Origin of the sequence: Plantactinospora soyae, from assembly GCF_014874095.1 — a bacterium.
Taxonomy (GTDB): Bacteria; Actinomycetota; Actinomycetes; order Mycobacteriales; family Micromonosporaceae; genus Plantactinospora; species Plantactinospora soyae.
Genome location: NZ_JADBEB010000001.1, coordinates 5,668,713 through 5,687,015, shown reverse-complemented (window position 1 = coordinate 5,687,015; position 18,303 = coordinate 5,668,713). Strand labels below are relative to the sequence as shown.

The 18,303-nt window shown below is 70.9% G+C and carries 14 protein-coding genes; 7 read left to right on the top strand and 7 right to left on the bottom strand.

Going from position 1 to position 18,303, the window contains the following annotated elements; all coding sequences use genetic code 11:
- Positions 1-497: 497 nt before the first annotated feature.
- Positions 498-866 carry a VOC family protein gene (locus H4W31_RS24930; protein WP_192768866.1) on the bottom strand — a complete coding sequence of 123 codons (369 nt, stop codon included), beginning with the start codon at positions 864-866 and terminating at the stop codon, positions 498-500.
- A 182-nt stretch (positions 867-1,048) separates the two neighbouring features.
- Here H4W31_RS24930 and H4W31_RS24925 point away from each other — a divergent pair, with 182 nt between their 5' ends.
- From H4W31_RS24925 to H4W31_RS24915, 3 genes are all read left to right on the top strand, one after another.
- Positions 1,049-2,287: an AAA family ATPase gene (locus H4W31_RS24925; RefSeq protein ID WP_192768865.1), complete on the top strand. Its 1,239-nt coding sequence runs from the start codon at positions 1,049-1,051 to the stop codon at positions 2,285-2,287.
- A 213-nt stretch (positions 2,288-2,500) separates the two neighbouring features.
- Positions 2,501-4,051, top strand: coding sequence for an Hsp70 family protein (locus tag H4W31_RS24920; protein ID WP_192768864.1), 1,551 nt, complete (start codon positions 2,501-2,503; stop codon positions 4,049-4,051).
- Positions 4,052-4,388: 337 nt separating this feature from the next.
- Positions 4,389-7,784, top strand: a complete 3,396-nt coding sequence (locus H4W31_RS24915; RefSeq protein ID WP_192768863.1) for a glycosyl hydrolase family 95 catalytic domain-containing protein — start codon at positions 4,389-4,391, stop codon at positions 7,782-7,784.
- Between the two features lie 75 nt (positions 7,785-7,859).
- Here H4W31_RS24915 and H4W31_RS24910 read toward each other — a convergent pair whose 3' ends face one another.
- A complete protein-coding gene (locus H4W31_RS24910) occupies positions 7,860-9,053 on the bottom strand; it encodes a hypothetical protein (RefSeq protein WP_192768862.1) in 1,194 nt (397 codons plus the stop codon).
- On the bottom strand, positions 9,046-9,597 hold the full coding sequence (locus H4W31_RS24905) for a SigE family RNA polymerase sigma factor (RefSeq protein WP_192768861.1): 552 nt from the start codon (positions 9,595-9,597) through the stop codon (positions 9,046-9,048). The genes H4W31_RS24910 and H4W31_RS24905 overlap by 8 nt, the downstream gene beginning before the upstream one ends.
- Positions 9,598-9,865: 268 nt before the next feature.
- Between H4W31_RS24905 and H4W31_RS24900 the strand changes: the two genes are divergently transcribed.
- From H4W31_RS24900 to H4W31_RS24890, 3 genes are all read left to right on the top strand, one after another.
- Entirely contained in the window at positions 9,866-10,774 is a 909-nt protein-coding gene (locus H4W31_RS24900) for a hypothetical protein (protein WP_192768860.1), read from the top strand.
- Between the two features lie 89 nt (positions 10,775-10,863).
- Complete coding sequence (locus H4W31_RS24895; RefSeq protein WP_192768859.1) at positions 10,864-11,496, top strand: TetR/AcrR family transcriptional regulator; 633 nt, start codon at positions 10,864-10,866, stop codon at positions 11,494-11,496.
- Positions 11,497-11,722: 226 nt separating this feature from the next.
- A complete protein-coding gene (locus H4W31_RS24890; RefSeq protein ID WP_192768858.1) occupies positions 11,723-12,436 on the top strand; it encodes a hypothetical protein in 714 nt (237 codons plus the stop codon).
- A gap of 86 nt (positions 12,437-12,522) precedes the next feature.
- On the opposite strand, the gene H4W31_RS24885 is transcribed toward H4W31_RS24890, so the two are convergent.
- The 4 genes from H4W31_RS24885 to H4W31_RS24870 all read right to left on the bottom strand — a co-directional run bounded on the left by H4W31_RS24885 (position 12,523) and on the right by H4W31_RS24870 (position 16,551).
- Positions 12,523-13,227 (bottom strand): alpha/beta hydrolase, encoded by a 705-nt coding sequence (locus H4W31_RS24885; protein ID WP_192768857.1) that lies wholly within the window; start codon positions 13,225-13,227, stop codon positions 12,523-12,525.
- A gap of 80 nt (positions 13,228-13,307) precedes the next feature.
- A complete protein-coding gene (locus H4W31_RS24880; RefSeq protein WP_318783387.1) occupies positions 13,308-13,898 on the bottom strand; it encodes a GNAT family N-acetyltransferase in 591 nt (196 codons plus the stop codon).
- A gap of 105 nt (positions 13,899-14,003) precedes the next feature.
- Entirely contained in the window at positions 14,004-14,462 is a 459-nt protein-coding gene (locus H4W31_RS24875; protein WP_318783386.1) for an NUDIX hydrolase, read from the bottom strand.
- A gap of 268 nt (positions 14,463-14,730) precedes the next feature.
- Positions 14,731-16,551: an RICIN domain-containing protein gene (locus tag H4W31_RS24870; RefSeq protein ID WP_192768855.1), complete on the bottom strand. Its 1,821-nt coding sequence runs from the start codon at positions 16,549-16,551 to the stop codon at positions 14,731-14,733.
- Positions 16,552-16,873: 322 nt separating this feature from the next.
- Between H4W31_RS24870 and H4W31_RS24865 the strand changes: the two genes are divergently transcribed.
- Positions 16,874-18,244 carry a cellulase family glycosylhydrolase gene (locus H4W31_RS24865; RefSeq protein ID WP_192768854.1) on the top strand — a complete coding sequence of 457 codons (1,371 nt, stop codon included), beginning with the start codon at positions 16,874-16,876 and terminating at the stop codon, positions 18,242-18,244.
- The last annotated feature ends 59 nt before the right edge of the window (positions 18,245-18,303 follow it).

Sequence of the window (18,303 nt, the reverse complement as noted above, 5' to 3'; positions counted from 1 at the left end):
CCCAACGCAGCTGGTTGGCGAACGACCGGTGGTCGGTCGCGGCGTCGACCATGAGCAGCTCCACACCCGACATGTCGGGAAGCCCGCGAGAGCTTTTCCGACCAACCGCGATGTTGAAAGTACCGAAAACCTTTTCGGAGGATTCTGGCCGCCCGTTACGGCCCTGTCAACAGTTGGTTTCGACGTCCGTCCGTGGTTCATCGAACAGCATCATCGGTGCCCGGCGGCCACGGCGGCGTCGCCGAAATCTTTCGGCCGCGGGAAGGGGCACCGGCGCGACCGGTGGGTCTTCGGCCGAGGGGTGCGGTGGGGGTTGGCCATGGTGCACCGGCCACCCGCCAGCAGGTGTGCGATCGCGAGTCGCCCGCCACCACGCCGTCGACGGTGATCGAGATGTCGGCCGGGTTCGCGGAGGGCGTAGACGTACCCGACTGGCGCCGGGACGGGGGCCGCATTCCTCCGAAAGCCTTTTCGGCGAGCCGCGGCCCCGCCCCGGCTCAGGCGAGCGGCTGCAGGAACTCCAGTCGGTTGCCATGGCAGTCGTTGCTGTAGAAGCGGCGCATGCCGGGGAAGTCATCGTCGAACTCGACGCCGTATCCGGCCGTCCGCAGTCGAGTCGCCCAGGCATCGAGATCGTCGACCAGTAGGCCCGGGTGCGCCTTGCGGGCCGGCCGGAAGTCCTGCTCGACGCCGAGGTGCAGCTCGAGGCCGTGACCACGGAACCAGCACCCACCACGGGCGGCCAGCACCGGAGGCTTCGGAATCTCCGCCAGGCCCAGCACGCCGACGTAGAAGGCACGCAGGGCGTCTTCGCTGTCGGGTGGGCAGGCGAGCTGCACGTGGTGAATCACGGTCGGACCTCCCATTCGCGATCACCATAGTTCACCGTCGATGGTGCCTCGTCCGGTGCACCGGGCCGCCGCCCACGGGAATGGACTCGACGCGCCGGACCACGGACGCGAGAATCGTCGGTCATGGTCTGGGCAACGGTCGGACGGGGCGAGGCGTCGCGCCCCGATGTCGCCCCTTGTCCGCCGAGGGGTTCCCGGTGGTGACCGGCGACGCGATTCCGGTGCTGTGGTTGTGCGGCCCTCCGGGGGTCGGGAAGACCGCGGTGGGCTGGGAGATCTACTCGGAGCTGGTCCGGTCCGGGGTCCAGACCGGCTACGTCGACATCGACCAGCTCGGCATGTGCTACCCGGAGGCGGCCGGCGATCCCGCTCGACACCGGATGAAGGCACGCAATCTCGATGGCGTCGTCGCCGGCTACCGCGCGGCCGGGGCCCGGTGTGTCGTGGTCTCCGGCGTTGTCGACGCCGACCATGGCGTGCACCGCGACGAACTGACCCACCTGACGTTGACGGTCTGCCGGTTACGCGCTGGCGAGGAGGAGCTGAAGCGGCGGTTCGTCGGCCGGCAGGGACACGAGAAGGGACTGACGAACGCGTTGCTGGAGGCCGCACGGCTGGATGCCGGGGCCGTCGCCGAGGTCTGCGTGGACACCAGCGGACTGACGGTGCCGGAGGTGGCGCGCCGGGTACGCGACCGCGTCGATGGCTGGCCGGTGCGCAGCGACCCACCCGGACCTCCGTCCGCGCCCGAACCAGCCGCCCACGGCCACACTGTCCCGAAAGGCGCGGGAGCCGACGCGGACCCCGCCGGGTACGTCCTGTGGCTCTGTGGCGCGACCGGTGTCGGCAAGTCCACCGTGGGCTTCCAGGTCTACCTGAAGGTCCTCGGCGCCGGGCTGACCGCCGCGTACGTCGACCTGGACCAGCTCGGCTTCTGCGGCCCCACGCCGGCCGGTCATCGCGTGAAGGCGCAGAACCTCGCGGCCGTGTGGCGGGTCTACCGTGATGCCGGAGCACAGGCGCTGGTCATGGTCGGCCCTGCCGAAGACGGATCCGCCCTCGCCGGGTACGCCGACGCGCTGGCCGCATCGACGGTGACCGTGTGCCGCCTGCACGCCGGACGGGACCAGCTGACCAGCCGGATCATGCTTCGTGGCCAGGGTCGTGGCAACTGGTCACAACCCGGCGATCCGCTGCTGGGCAGGCCCGTCCCGTACCTGCGCCAGGTCGCCGACCGGGCGGCGCGCGAGGCCGAGACCCTGGAACGGGCCGGGATCGGCCACCGGATCGACACCGATGGCCAGGCGGTCGAGGACATCACCGACGCGGTGGTCGCCCGGATCGGATGGCCGGACCGGCAACGACAGGCGACGGGGCCGCACTCCCCCGTCCGATCCGGCATCTCCGGCGACCTGATCTGGCCGAGCACGACGTAGGTGGGACCGCGTCGGGTCGAGCCGGGGTGGTGCGGCACAGCCGAGGCAGCGACCGACTCCGATGGCGGGATACGGTGTCACCGTGCCGATCGATCCCTGTCCGGGGCAGCGCGGGCCGAATCATCGCAGTCCCGGCGGAGTTACCGCCGGGCCTGACCGCCGCCGGGCCGCGTCGCCGGTCTGGTCGGCCCGCCGGGCGAGGTCCAGGGCACGATGCTGACCGCCATGGGGGTCCGGCTCGGAATCGACTTCGGCACCACGAGCACGGTGGCGGTACTCCGGAACGGGGCCGGGGCGGTGACCCCGCTGTTGTTCGACGCCTCGCCGTTGCTGGGTTCCGGGGTGTTCGCCGGGCCGGACACCGAGGTGCTGACCGGTGCGGACGCCTACCGGGCGGGGTTGGCGCATCCGGGCGGGTTCGAGCCGCACCCGAAGCGGCGCATCGACGAGGGCACCGTGTGGCTGGGCGAGCGGGAGATCCCGGTGCTGGATCTGATCGCGGCGGTGCTGGCCCGGGTGGAGCGGGAGGCGCGCCGGGTCGTCGGCGCGGCCCCGGCGACGGTGGTGCTGACGCACCCGGCGACGTGGGGCCGGGCCCGGACGGATGTGCTGGGCGACGCGGCGCGGCGGGCCGGGCTGGGCGAGGTGACGCTGGTGCCCGAGCCGATCGCGGCGGCCGCGTACTTCAGCACCGTGCTCGGTCGTGAACTGCCGGAAGGTCATGCGGTGTCGGTCTACGACCTGGGCGCCGGCACCTTCGACACCAGTGTGCTGCGCCGCCACGGCACCGGGTTCGACACGCTCGCCGCCGCCGGCCTGGCCGATCTCGGCGGGGTCGACCTGGATCACCTCGTGGTAGCACACGCCCGGCAACTGACCAGGGACGCGGCCGTCGACGCGTGGGGGCGGTTGGACTGGCCCCGGGCGCCCGACGACCAGCGGGCCCGCAGAACCCTCTGGGACGGCGCCCGGGCGGTCAAGGAGCAGCTGTCCCGCCATGCCGCCGCGGACCTCTACGTCCCGCTCGTCGACGTGACAGTGCGACTGACCCGGGAGGAGTTCGAACGGGCGGCCCACCCGCTACTGGAACGCAGCGTCGAGGTCGCGCTGACGACCCTGCGCCGGGCCGGCGTGACCCGCGAGGCACTGGCCGGGCTGTTCCTCGTCGGCGGCTCCAGCCGCGTTCCGCTCGTGGCGAGCCTGCTGCACCGTACCCTCGGGCTGGCGCCGACCGTGATCGAACAACCGGAGCTGGCGGTGGCCACCGGCAGTCTCCACCTCGGTCCGGCCGGGGGCACCGCGCCGGATCCGGTAGCGGCGGCGGAGCCCGGACCCCGACCCGCCGCCACCGGAGCCGGGCCGGCGGAGCCGCCCGAGCGCACCGACCCGGACCCGCCCGCCTTCCGCGTCCACCGGAGAAGTCCGGCGGTCGCCGCCGCCGCGGCGGCCCTGGTGCTGCTGATGCCGACCGACATCGCGCTCGGCGGCGTGCTCCTGGTGAAGCAGGGGCCGGCGGGCATGGTCTTCCTGCTCGGCGTACAGATGGTCACGACCATCGGATGGGCGTCGCTCCGAACCCGCCGGATTCCCCGACCGGGCTGGGGACACGTCGTCCTGATCGTCTCGACCACCCTGGTGGCGGTACCCGCCGTCGTGCTGTTGTTCCGGCACATGGGCCGCAGCACGATCCCCCCGGCGACCGCGGTCACGGTCGCCATCATGCTCGCCGTCGGCGCGCTGCTGCCCGCCCGACCCCGCGAATAGGACCGCGGCGCCAGGTCCCGGCTCTCAACTCGCTCCTCACTCGATGTTCGTCCGGCCGGGCTGCTCCTACCCCGTCGCCGGAGGCCGGCCCGTCGGCCCGAAGGGCTGGGATGCCACGCACCCACCGGCACTCCAATACATCGGATGTCTAGTGGCCCAACACCGCCGTCAGCAGAGATTCGATCGGTTCACCATGGCTCACCACCCTTGTTTCTCAACGGTGTCCTTTGTAACCTCGTGGCCAAACATCGGAGGCGTGTCGAACCCGCGATCGGCGGTGCGGTCGTCCGGCTCGCCAGAGCCCTGCCCGCCCCACATCCGACGACCGGAGATACTGATGGATGACCCTGTCCGGCGCCGCACGCTGCGCCGGTGGACGGCCGCCGGCCTGGCGACCGCGCTGACCGCCCTGCTGCCCACCTGGTCCACCACCATGCCCGCCTCGGCGGCCCCGGGCGCCGTACCGGCCGCCTCGGCCGATGACGCCCTGACCCTCTGGTACGACGAACCCGCCGCCGACTGGGAGACCCAGGCGCTGCCGATCGGCAACGGCGCACTGGGCGGGATGGTCTTCGGCCGGGTCGGCGCCGAAACCGTGCAGTTCAACGAGAAGAGCCTCTGGACCGGCGGGCCCGGCTCGGCCGGTGGCTACAACTTCGGCAACTGGACCTCGCCGCGCCCGAACGCGATCGCCGAGGTCCAACAACTGATCAACGAGCGGGGGCGGCTGAGTCCACAGGAGGTGGCGAACCGGCTCGGCCAGCCGAAGAGCGGGTTCGGGTCGTACAACACCTTCGGTGACCTGACGCTGCGGCTCTCCGAGGATCCCGGCACCGTCCAGGACTACCGCCGTGAACTGAACATCGGCCGGGCCATCGCCCGGGTCAGCTACTCCGACGACGGTGTGCGCTACACCCGGGAGTACTTCGCCAGCAACCCCGACAACGTGCTCGTGGTCCGGCTCAGCGCCGACCAGCCCGGCCGGGTCGGGTTCACCACCGGGGTGACCGCGCCGAACAACCGGTCGAAGAGCACCACCGCCAGCGGCGGCCGGATCACCTTCGCCGGCACGCTCAACGACAACAAACTGAAGTACGAGTCACAGATCCAGGTGACCGCCGAGGGCGGTACGGTCGCCGACGGCACCGACGGCACGGTCACCGTGGCCGGCGCCGACTCGGCCACCGTCGTCCTCGGCGCCGGCACGAACTACGCCGACACCTATCCGACGTACCGGGGACCGGACCCGCATCCGGCGGTCACCGCCGCCGTCGACCGGGCCGCCGCGAAGTCGTACGCCGATCTGGTCGCGGCGCACACCGCCGACCACCGGGCCCTCTTCGACCGGGTACGGCTGAACATCGGCCAGGCGATGCCGAACATCCCGACCGACGACCTGCTCCGCGCCTACCGGGGCGGCGACTCGGCGGCGGACCGCGCGCTGGAGGCGCTCTTCTTCCAGTACGGCCGCTATCTGCTGGTCGCGTCGTCCCGGGCCGGCTCGCTGCCGGCGAACCTCCAGGGCGTGTGGAACAACGTCACCAACCCGCCCTGGGACGCCGACTACCACGTCAACATCAACCTCCAGATGAACTACTGGCCGGCCGAGATCACCAACCTGTCCGAGACCACCGCGCCGCTGTTCGACTACGTGGACTCGATGGTGCCGCCCGGGCAGGTGACGGCGGAGCAGGTCTACGGCAACCGGGGCTGGGTGGTCAACAACGAGACCAACATCTACGGCTTCACCGGCCTGCACAGCTACCCGCAGTCGTTCTGGTTCCCCGAGGCCGGCGCCTGGCTGGCGCAGCACTACTACGAGCACTACCGGTTCACCCGGGACGAGAGGTTCCTGCGGGACCGGGCGTACCCGGTCATGAAGCAGTTGGCGCTCTTCTGGCTCGACGAACTGGTCGTCGATCCGCGCGACGGCAAGCTGGTGGTCTCCCCCAGCTACTCGCCGGAGAACGGCGACTTCACCGCCGGCGCGTCGATGTCCCAGCAGATCGTCTGGGAGCTCTTCACCAACACGGTCGAGGCGGCCGGGATCGTCGGCGGCGACGCCGCGTTCCGTCAGGAGGTCCGGGCCGCGCTGGACAAGCTGGACCCCGGCATCCGGGTCGGCTCCTGGGGGCAGCTCCAGGAGTGGAAGGAGGACCTGGACAACCCGGGCGACCAGCACCGGCACGTGTCGCACCTGTTCGCGCTGCATCCGGGGGCGCAGATCTCCGCGCTGAAGGACCCGGAGCTGGCGGCCGCCGCGAAGGTCTCGCTGAACGCACGTGGCGACGGCGGTACCGGCTGGAGCAAGGCCTGGAAGATCAATTTCTGGTCCCGGCTGCTGGACGGCGACCACGCGCACAAGATGCTGACCGAGCAGCTCCGGCAGAGCACCCTGGCCAACCTCTGGGACACCCACCCGCCGTTCCAGATCGACGGCAACTTCGGCGCCACCTCCGGAATCGCCGAGATGCTGCTACAGAGCCAGACCGGCGAGGTGCAGATCCTGCCGGCGTTGCCGAGCGCCTGGCCCACCGGCTCGGTCTCCGGGCTGCGCGCCCGGGGTGACCTGACCGTCGACACCAGTTGGTCCGGCGGCGCCGCCACCGAGGTCGCCGTCACCGCCGGCCGGGACGGCCCGGTCACGCTGCGCAGCCCGCTCTTCGCCGGCCCGTACCGGCTGGTCGACGCGACGACCGGCAAGCGGGTCAACCCGGACGGCAACGGCGACCGGGCCACCTTCACCGCCCGCAAGGGCCACCGGTACGTCGCCACCGCCGGCGTGAGCTTCGAGATCGACGCACCGGCGACGCTGGAGGCCGGCCAGTCCGGCACGGTCTCGGTGACGGTCCGGGCCTCCGGCGGGGCCACCGTGCCGGCCTCCCGGGTGAAGCTGGTCCTGCCGACCGGCTGGACCGGCCGGCCGGGACAGTTGCAGGTACCCCGACTGCGGCCCGGCGACTCCCAGGTCTACCGGTTCACCGTCACGCCCAGCCGGGAGGCCGCGCCGGGCCGGAACCGGATCGAGGCGCGGCTGGTCCACGACGACTGGCGGGCCTCCGGCAGCACCGCGATCCAGTTGCCGATCCCGCCGCCGTGTGACCGGCCGGACCCGGCGAACCCGCTCGTCGCCTGGGATCCGACGTCCGGGGACACCGTGGCCGACCGGTCGCCGTACGGGCGCACGGCCACGGTGCAGAGCGGTGCCGGGTACGTCGCCGACGGGCCGAGCGGCAGCGCGCTGGTGCTGGACGGCACGCGGTTCCTGCGTACCGCCCCGACCACGCTGGGCTTCCTGGAGACCGCCACCTTCGCCGCCGAGGTCAAGGTGACCACCAGCGGCAGCTATCGGCGGCTGTTCGATTTCCAGCCCGGCGGTGACCCCGGAACGGACGGCGTCCTGATCGACCTCACCCCGGGCAACCAGGTGCGGTTCATCGGCTCCGGCACCGGGGTGACCAGCACCGCGACCCTGCCGGTCAACCGCTGGATCGACCTGGTGATCACGATGGACGACAACGGCGACATCGTCGTCTACGTCGACGGTCAGCGGGCCGGTACGGCGAAGGTGCCGGACGGTGGCATCGTCGGCTGTGCCACGAGGGAACTGCGGTTCGCCGCGGACCAGGACGGCGGCCAGCGGCTCACCGGTGAGGTCGACCGGATGGCCATCCTGCCCGAGGCGCTCCCCGCCGACCAGGTCGGCACCTGGCAGGCCCGCGCCTTCGGCTGAGCACCCATCCCGAACGGGTGGGTACGCGGCGACGCACGCCGGGTACCCACCCGTTCGGCTGTTGCGGTTGCGGTACTAACCCTGGTCGAAGTGGAACTCGTTGTCCGCCGTCTTGGCGTCCGGTACGGGGTCCCGCTGCCGGTCCAGGCGCATCACGTGGGCCCTGGCCGAAACCTGGCTCAGTTCCGCGCCGCTACTGGCCACCCCGAGCACGAGTGTTCGGGTCTCGCCGGCCGGCAACCGGCCCAGCAGGCAGCCGAGGTTCGGGGGCGAGGATCCCGCGTTGGTGTTCGCCTCCGCACAGCCCGACCAGCCCTTGCCCTCGTGCCGCACGTTGTCGCCGAGTTCCAACGACAGGAAGACGTAGTCCGCGTCGGCCGGCCCCGCGTTGTGGATCCGGACGGTGGTGGTCCCGTGCCGGGACCCGTCCTGCGGCGCACCGTAGGCGATATCGGTGGCGGTCACCCGCAGGTCGGCCAGGTTCGGCTTGGCGGGGAAGCTCCTCGGGCCGGCGGTCTGCGCGAACTTCTGGCCGGTCCAGCCGTACGTCCGCCACTGCCGGACCACCAGGTTCTCGTCGCGTTCGCCCACCGGCTCCCGGTCGCCGACCTCGATCCGGATCGAGCCGTCCGGCCGCGCGTCGACCTGGAAGATCCAGCCGATCGGCCGGCTCGTCAGCACCTGACCCGCGACGATGATCTTACCGGTCGGGTCCCGTTCGAAGACCGCCACCTGGGTCTGGATGACCTTGTGGTTGAACTTGCAGCCGAGCATGGCCACCGTCTCTTCGGCGCCGTCCCGGTCCACGTCCGCGTAGTCGACGCTCTCCAGCCAGTTGCCCTCCTCCGAGGGCTTGTCGCCGGCCAGCCGGCCCTCCCCCTGGCAGGGCGCGTCGCCCCACCACGGCGGCAGATCGAGTCGGGCGCCGAGCAGGTCCGTCCGGGCGATGTGGCCATCCGCCGTGGCGGGTGCCCTGGGGGCCGTCCCGGTCGGTGACGGGCTCACCGGCGCCGGAGAAGTCGGCTCCGGCGTCGGCTCGGTCGAGATGACCGGCCCGGGAGGCGCCGGCCCTCGCTCGAGCGCGGCGTACCCGGCCGCCGGACCGGCGATGAGTGCCACCGCGGCCGCCGCGCCGGCCGTCATCGCGACCCGGCGGCGGTGTCCGACCGTGGCGCGTACCGCCGCCGAGCCGGCCGGCCTGACCTCGGCCAACCGCTCGTTGCGGTAGGCGGCGAACTGGATGTCCAGGAAGTTGTCCCCGTTAGTCACGGCGGGTCTCCTCGTTGCGTTCGGTCAGGTGTGCGGCCAGCGCGGCGCGACCGCGGTGGAGCCAGGACTTGACGGTTCCCTCGGCCACGCCTTCCTGACGGGCGATCTCCGAGATGGGCATGTCGGCCAGGTGATGCAGGACCACGGCCCGGCGTTGTTTGGGAGGCAGGAGCGCGAGGGCGGCCTCCAGGGCGACCCGATCCGGGCCGGGTCCCGGCACGTGCTCCTCCCGCTGCCTGCGCAGGAAGAGCTGGGCGGTACGCAGTCGCCGCCACCGGCTGGTGGCCAGATTCCAGGCGACCCTGCGGACCCACGCCACCGGATCCTCGTACCGGACGATCTTCTGCCAGCGGGCGAACGCCCGGCAGAAGGCCTCCTGCACCAGGTCCTGTGCGTGTCCCATGTCACCGGTGTATGCGCAGAGCTGCACTGTCAACGTTCGGAAGTGGATCTGGTAGAACTCGTCGAAGTTGATCTCCGGTACCTCACGGCCCGAGCTCGGCGGTGGCGACTCGTCCAGCCGTGGCGGCGTTGACAATTGCACGATCCCTCCCCCAGGAGATCCCGGTCGTCGGCCGGGAAGTGCCTCTAACACGTGTCGTGATCGCGATCGGTTGCGGCCGGAGCCGCTGGGCTTGCCTTCTGTCGCGCAGCCGTCAGGGATGCGCGCCGACCCGATCCGGTTCGCGGGAGATCAGGGGCTTCTCGACCGCCTTGCGGGGGTTCTGTCGCACCTGTCGGCGCGGCGGTGCGGTCCGGTCGCGCTGGTCAGGCTCGCACCGCCCCGATCGGCGCATGACATGATTGCGCCCATGGGGAAGCAGCAGGACGTCGGCGGGTCCGACCGTCACACCGGGTCGAGTGCCACCGCCCAGCGTGCGACGGAGACGAGTTCCGACGCACGGCTCGCCCTCGCGCAGGATCCCGCAACGCCACAAATGACCCTCTTCGACCTGGCGTCCGACCCGTCGGCCGCGGTCCGCAAGGCGGTCGCGGCCCGGACCGACGCCCCCGCGCAGGCACTGCGACCACTGACCCGGGACCATGATCGTCAGGTTCGGGAGGCGGTGGCGAGGAATCCCTCGACGTCCGTCGGCAACCTGCTGCGTCTGGTTAAGGACGCCGACCGGTGGATCCGCTGGGCGGTCGCCGGCAACCCGGGTTGCGACGAGTCGGTTCGCCGGGTGATGTCCGAGGCACCCGACAAGGAACTTCGTGGTCTCCTCGCCGAGCGGCGCGACCTGGAGCCCGACCTGGCCGCCCGGCTGATCGACGACGTCTCCCCGGAGGTACGGGAACGCCTCGCCACCCACACCCACGATCCCGACGTGATCACCGCCCTGATGGCCGACCGCACCGCCCGGGTACGCAAGGGGGTCGCCCGGAACCCCCGGACCACCGCCGAACAGCGGAGCGCGCTCGCCCAGGATCCCGTGGTCGACGTCCGGGCCGCACTCGTCCGCACCGTCGAGTTGGCCGAGGCGGACCTGGAACGCCTGGTCGACGACCGGTCGGTGCAGGTCCGACTGGCGATGGCGACCTCCGACCTCGTTCCGCCGCACATCCGGCAGGCCCTCGGACGCGATTCCGACGAAACCGTGGCCGACGCGGCGCGCGACTACCGCCCGGCATCCGGTAACTCCCCCGTGGTACGGGCACCTCGCGTCGGCCACCGGCGCTCCGCGACCAGCCAGGGTCGACCCGGCCGCGCCGCACGCTGACGCCGGATCCGCCCCCTGTTCGGCCACTCGGGTCTCGTCATGTCCACGTTCGTAGACCTCCTGCGACCGGGCTGTCTACGATCGTAGACATGACCGGGGGCGCGGCGGATGACGTCGGCGGTCCACCTCCGCGACGGCGGAACGCCAGCGCCACCCGGGAGGCGATCCTGAACTCGGCGGTGGCCGCGTTCACCCGGGCCGGATACGACGGCGCCGGAGTACGCGAGGTTGCCGGGGGCGCGGGAGTGACCGCGATGCTGGTCAACCGCTACTTCGGGTCGAAGGAGCAACTCTTCGCCGAGGCCGTCGACCGGGCCTTCGCGCCCCGTACGGTGGTCGGCGACGATCCTGCCACGCTGAGCGAGCAGCTGGCGGCCACGCTGGTCGCCCGCACCGCTCCGGAAGCCGACGACCCGGACCCGTTCCTGCTGGTGCTGCGATCGGCGGCCAATCCGCGGGCCGCCGAGATCATCCGGGCCGGAGTCCGGAACCGTCTCGGCCGACACCTGACCGACCTGCTACCCGGTCCGGACGCCGCCCAACGTGCCGAGCTGCTGCTGTCCCTGCTCGCCGGGGTGTGGCTGATGCGCAAGGTCATCGGCACGGACGGGCTGAGCGCGGCGGACCCGGCCCCGCTCGGCCGGCACCTGCGGGACCTCGTGCAGGTCATCGTCGCCCGACCGGAGGATCCCGGTGCCGACGCCGATGGTGGCCCGGCCTGAGCAGACCCGGTCCGCGGATCGGCCGGTGACACCAGGGCGCCGTTGCCCAGGACCTCTCCTGCAGCAGCGCTTGTGGACGGTCGAGAACATGGCGGCGCTGGCCACACCCCCCCCGAGTCGACGCCGCACCGTAGCGGCCGTCATACCGAGGGCGTCGCTGGTCAGCATTCGCAGGGATCTCCGCTAGCATTGCCGAGTTCTGAGGCAGCTGCTGAGACGAGGCGACATGCGGTGGTTCCGGCTCCTGCTGGGTAAGAGGCAGGTCCAGCACGATCCGGGGCGGCAGGAGGAACTGCTCCAGGACGTACGGCAGCGGTTCGGTGCCCGCGTACAGGTCCAGTTCCCCGAGCAGGTCGATGCGATCGTCCGGTTGCTGGACGGCGACGACGGCCTGTCCGTGGCGGCCAGGGTCCTGCGCGAGGTCGCCGACGAGGCTCACACGGATTTCCTCGGCCAGGCCTTCGATCTGCACCGGCGGACCGGCCGCCGGCTCGTGGTGGACCGCCGGAACTATCGGCCGCTGTGGCGGTCGGCCGCACCGGAGTTGCGCTGGCCACTCTTCGCGTTGCCGTGCGGCTTCCATCCGTACGTGCAGGTGGCCGCAGCCGCCACGGTCGTCGGCAGCCGGGCGACCCGGGTCGTCCGGGCGATCGACCCGAACCCGCTGCTGACCCACGTCTTCGAGGTGTTCGACCTCACCACCGCCGGTTGGGAGTACGGCCGGGTCCGGGTGGACACCGACGCCGCCTCCCTGGCCAATCGGCTGATCGCCAGCGCCCGACAGATCCGCGCGGCCATGGACGATCCTCCACCGCTGCCGCCCCCGGCCCGGGAGCTGATGCGGACCAACAACAGCATCGACGTCTACGACCCGACCGGTCACCGGGTGGTCAGCGCGATCAATCTCGGCGCGGAGATGAGACCGGCCCTGCTCGGCTGAGCCCGCGCCGGCTGCTGTCTTCCAAGGGCCGTACGGCTGCCACGGGTCCGGCCGCACGAGGGCCGTACGGCTGCCACGCAGGGCGGTCAGCGCGTGGCGTCGGGCGTGGACCGGAGGATCTCGTCGATCACCGTGGCGAACCGGTGCGGTGCCGCCAGATAGGGCGAATGTCCTCCGGCGATCCAGCGACTGGCCGTGGCTCGGGTGGCCATCCTCTCCTGCATCGCGAGGGGTATTGCCCGGTCGTCCTCGCAGAGGACGTACGTCGACGGGATGTCGCGCCAGGCGGCACTCGTCAGCCTGTCCGTGAACGACCGCCGACTCTGGTTGACGAGCTCGTCGAGGGCCCGGCCCGCCGGCTCGTCGGCGATGTCGTTGTAGAGCGCCACCCGTGGGTTCTTCAGCAGTCGGAGGATGCCGCCGGTGTCGCTCGGCGTACTCCGGCCGTGGAAGCTGAACACGGACTCGCCCTCGTCCAACAGGTAGGCGGTCACGTAGACGAGGTGGGAGACCTGGGTCAGGCCCGTGGCCCCCTGGGTGGCCGGCATGCCGCCGTACGAGTGCGCGAGTACGACGACCGGCCCGTCGATCTCGGTCACCGCCCGCGCGATGACGTCGGCGTCGTCGTACATCGACCCGGTCGGGGTGGGGTTTCCGGCACTCGGCAGAGCGGGCACCCGCGTCTGGTAACCGCGCTCGGCGAGCGCGGCACAGGTAGCGGCCCAACTCGATGGCTGGTGCCACGCCCCGTGGCTGATCACCAGCGTGGGCCGACGTTCCGAGCGGTTCACGCCGTCCAGTCTGGCCCGAGCACCTCGGCGAGGTTCGCGCGGGTGAACAGCCGGCCACCCCCGCCCCGCGGAACCAGCGGTCAGCGCGGAGTGCGGTACGCCGGCCACTCCTCGTCGAGCATCGCGAAGTCGAGTTCCGTGCTCCACTCCCCCTTGAAAAGCTCGTTGCGCACCAGTCGGGCTTCCTGTCGCATTCCCAGCCGTCGCGCGACCTTCGCCGAGGGCTCGTTGCGTTCGTCGATCCGCGCGACGATGCGGTGCAGGCCGAGATCGTCGAAGCCCAGCTGGAGCAGCGCGCGGGCCGCCTCGGTGGCGTACCCGTCTCCGCTGAAGTCGGGATTCACGACGTAGCCGATCTCGCCGCCACCATGCTCCCGGCTGTGCCAGAACAGCACCACGTCACCGACCAGTCGACCCGTCCCGGCGACTTCGATGCCGAGGGTCAGGGCCTGACCCTCGTCCGTGAGGTCGGTGTTCGCCCAGGACGAGGCGAGCCGTTCGTGCAGAACCTCACGGGTCATCGGCTCGAAGGGTACGTATCGGCAGACATCGGGCCGGCTTCGGTAGGCGAACAGTGCGTCGACATCGCTGACGGTGAGCGGACGCAGCAGCAGGCGCTCGGTCCGGACCGGGTAGCCGGGACGCAGGCCGGACTTCTGGAGGACTGACACCCCACCATCCTGCCAGCCGCCCCGGCATGCCGACCTCCGGATCCGCCACCCCGCGGCAGACCACGACGAGGGCGACCACCACCCCTCGGGTCCGGGCAGCGGTGTCTAGACCTGGCCCGACTCGACGTACCGAGTCACACCGTCGGCACGGGCGGCCAGCACCTCGGTCAGCAGGATCCACTGCGGCTCGGACAGCAGCCGCCGGGCCCGCTCGACCGGAACGAACGCATACTCGGCGAGTTCCCCGGGCGCCGGTACGATCGCCGCCCGCCGGTCCGGCGGAAGCACCCCGCCGTCGAAGACGAAGAAGAGCTTCCCGTCCGGACCGTTCGCCGTCCAGGCGACCACGAGCAGCGGCCCGATCGACGGGTCGAGGCCCAGTTCCTCCCGCACCTCTCTGACACAGGCCGCCCGAGGTGTCTCGCCGACGTCGACGGCACCGCCCGGCAGGTTCCAGAACTTCTTGTAGGTCGGGTCCACCAGCAGCACCCGGTCGTCGTCGTCGAAGAAGACCGCCCCGGCCGACACCTGCGGCCGGGCGGGCGCCGCCTCGTGTGTGCCCACGTTCCCCCGCCCCCATCCCCGGCCCTCGCCAGTCGTGCGAACCCCTCGGGAGGCTCGGCACCGAGGAAGAGCAGGACCACCACGAACCTCATGGCCGGGTGGGGCACAAGAGTCCGGAAAGCGATGTAGCCGGCTCCCACGGGGGAAGGAGTCGGCTACATCGATTAAGAACCATAAGTCATTGCCGCGCATTGAGCAAAACGGCGGGCGGTGCGACCGGAGAAACGCGAGTTCGGTTATGCGGAGTCGCCGGGGTCGCGGTGCGCCGCTACACCTGGCCGCGCCGCCACTGCTGGTTGGTACCCGAGCCGCAGGTCCACTGCACCAACTGGGCGCCGTCGGTCGACGCGGCGTCCAACACGTCGAGGCACCTGCCGCTGTGCCGGGCGACGAGCTGGAGGTAGCCCGTACCGAGGTCCTGGATCCGCCACTGCTGGTTGGTACCCGTGCCACAGGTCCACTGCGTGACCCGGACACCGTCCGCCGTGGCACCGGCTCCGCCGTACACGTCGAGGCACTTGCCGCTGTTCGCGCTGACGATCTGGGAGTAGCCGCCGCCCGCGTCCCGGAACCGCCACTGCTGGTTCGTCTGCCCGTTGGCCGTCCACTGCACGACGTCGGCGCCGTCGGCGGTCGAGCCGTTGAAGACGTCGGCGACCTTGCCGCTGTGCCGGACGGCCAGGGTGTACGCCGGGGGCACCGGCACCGTCGACTGCGGAACCAGCCGGTAGAGCCCGGAGCCGTGCGCGGGCAGCGAGCGGGTGAGAACCTCGGTGGCGGTGCCGAGGTTCGCCCCGGACCACAGGTCGGTGACGCTGGCCGAGCCGATGCCCAGGTCCGCCAGCGTGACCGAGACGTTGCCCGTCGCGGTACCCCGGTTGAACAGGGCGACGTATCTGTGGTCGGTGCCCGGAACGTCCGCGGTCCACACCCGGTTGGTTCCGCCGTACAGCTCACGGTTCGCCGTGCTGTTCTGGTCGACGGCGAGCACGGCCGGGTTGGTCATCAGGGCCAGCTCCGACGCGCGGTTCTCGACCAGGTTGCCGCCCCACATCAGTGGTGACCGGGTGATGGACCAGAGCGTCATCAGGGTGCGCTGTTCGTCCGGGGTCAGGTTGGAGTAGCGGGGCGAGCCGACGGGCCCCTGCTTCGACAGTCGCCCGATGGGGATCATGTCGGGGTCCGGCCAGGCGCCGCTCGCCCGGTACGGTGTCCAGTCCCGCAGCTTGTCGAACAGGGCGTCCACGCTGGCCCAGTTGTCCCACAGGTCGTTGACCACCCGCCACATGTGGGCGTTGGCGGCCACGTGGCTGCCGCTCGCCGTCGGTGTCGGGCCCGGAGACAGGCTCAGGACCATCGGACGGCCACTGCGCTCGATGGCCAGCCGGTACCCCTCCACCTCCGCCTGCCGGTACGTCGGAGCCGCGATGTCGTCGACCTTCACGTAGTCCACCCCCCAGCTCGCGTAGAGCTGGAACAGCGAGTCCAGGTACGCCTGGGCCCCGGGGTGGCCCATCTCCAGCCCCCACATGAGGTTGAGCCAGGCCGCGGTGGTGGTGTTGTCGATCTGGTTCGCCCGATAGCTCGTGCCAAGGACGGGGGTGTTCTCGGCGACCGCCTGGCGTGGGATTCCCCGCATCAGGTGGATGCCGAACTTCAGGCCGGCGGCGTGGATGTGGTCGGCCAGGGGCTTGAAGCCGTTCGTCCCGGTCGCGGACGGGAACCGGGTGGTGTCCGGCAACAGCCGTCCGTTGGCGTCCATCCGCAGCCGTGGCTGGAGGTTGGCGTCCTGGTTCGGGCTTCCGGTGCCGCTGCCCGGGTAGTACCAGGCCCAGTCGACGACGACGTACTGCCAACCGTGCTGTCTCAGGTTGGTGCTCATGTAGTCGGCGTTGGCCTTGACCTGCGCCTCGGTGACATTCCAGTTGTACGAGTCGTAGCTGTTCCAGCCCATCGGCGGCGTGGTCGCGACGCCGTTGGGCAGTGCGCTGGCCGCCGACGCCCGCTCCATCGGAACCTCCCCCAGGGGTGCCGACAGCATGCCGAGCACCAACACCGCGCCTGTGTACCGCCGGACGTGCAGCCGCATGGGTTCGCCCTTCCAGACGTGCCTTCGGGAGCGGCAGCGCGTCGACCCGGTGGTCGGCGCAGGCCGGACCCGCTGAGCAGCCATTTACGGTGGTAACTCGCCAAAAGCGAGTGTTAGCGCTAACATCTTCCTTGTCAAGAGGGGCGGACATCGCATCGACAACCGCTCCGCAACGGGCGCACGGGCAACACTTCGGGCAGGTTGCATCCGGGCCAGACATTGATCTACGGTAATTGCCGCTGGAAGCCGGGCAAAGGAACAGCGGGTCCACGAGGTGGACTCACCCTGCCCCGGCTCCGGGGCCTTCCATCTGAGGTAGGTCATGAAGAGACAACTCACCGTCCTCGGCGTCACCCTGCTCGTCGCCGTGGCATCCATCCTGACGTTCGTACGCCCCGCCGACGCCGCCGTCGGCCTACGGGTCAGCGGCACGAACATCGTCGAGGCCAACGGGCAACGGTTCGTGATGCGGGGGGTCAACCACCCGCACGTCTGGTACACCGGTCAGACCAGCGCGTTCGCCGACATCAAGGCGCTGGGCGCCAACACGGTGCGGGTGGTGCTGGGCAGCGGCAAGCGGTGGGGCCCGTCCACCGACGTCGCCAACGTCATCTCGCTGTGCAAGCAGAACCGGCTGATCTGCGTCCTGGAGGTGCACGACACCACCGGGTACGGCGAGGAGGGCGCGGCCGCCAGCCTCGACGAGGCGGTCAACTACTGGGTCAGCCAGAAGAGCGCACTGGTCGGCCAGGAGAACTACGTCGTCATCAACATCGGCAACGAGCCGATCGGGAACACCAACGCCAGCCAATGGATCAACGCCACCACCAGCGCAATCGGAAAGATGCGCAGCAACGGCTTCGAACATCTGCTCATGGTCGACGCGCCGAACTGGGGTCAGGACTGGCAGTACGTCATGCGGGACAACGCGCAGACGATCCTGAACGCCGACACCAACCGCAACACCGTGCTGTCGATCCACATGTACGCCGTGTTCAACACCGCCGCCAGCATCACCGACTACCTCAACCGCTTCCGGACCAACGGCTGGCCGCTCGTGATCGGCGAGTTCGGCTGGCGGTTCAACGCCAACGAGGTGGACCACGAGACGATCCTGGCCGAGGCGAACGCGCGCGGCCTCGGCTATCTCGCCTGGTCCTGGAGCGGCAACACCGACCCGATCCTCGACATGACGGTCAACTTCGACCCCGACCAGCTCACCACCTGGGGTGAGCGGATCTTCAACGGCGCCAACGGGATCAGGCCCACCGCCCGGGAGGCCACGATCTACGGCGGCGGGACGCCCACCACGGGGCCGACCAGCACGCCGACCAGCACGCCACGGCCGACAACACCGCCGGCGACGCCCACGACCACGCCACCCGGCGGCAACCGGGCCTGCACCGCCACGTACTCGGCCGTGGGCCAGTGGTCCGGCGGCTTCCAGGGCGACGTACGGGTCACCGCCGGCGGCACCGCCATCAGCGGCTGGACGGTCACACTGACCTTCCCCAACGGCCAGACCGTCAGCCAGGCCTGGAACGCCACCGTGACCTCCAGTGGATCCACCGTCACCGCCCGCAACGTGAGCTACAACGGCAGCCTCGGCGCCGGAGCCGGCACCACGTTCGGCTTCATCGGCTCGTGGAACGGCAGCAACGGCGCACCGAGCCTGTCCTGCACCGCCAGCTGAGCCACCGGTGACCACCGGGGCCGGGCGCCCACCTCGCCCGGCCCTCGAACACCGGACCC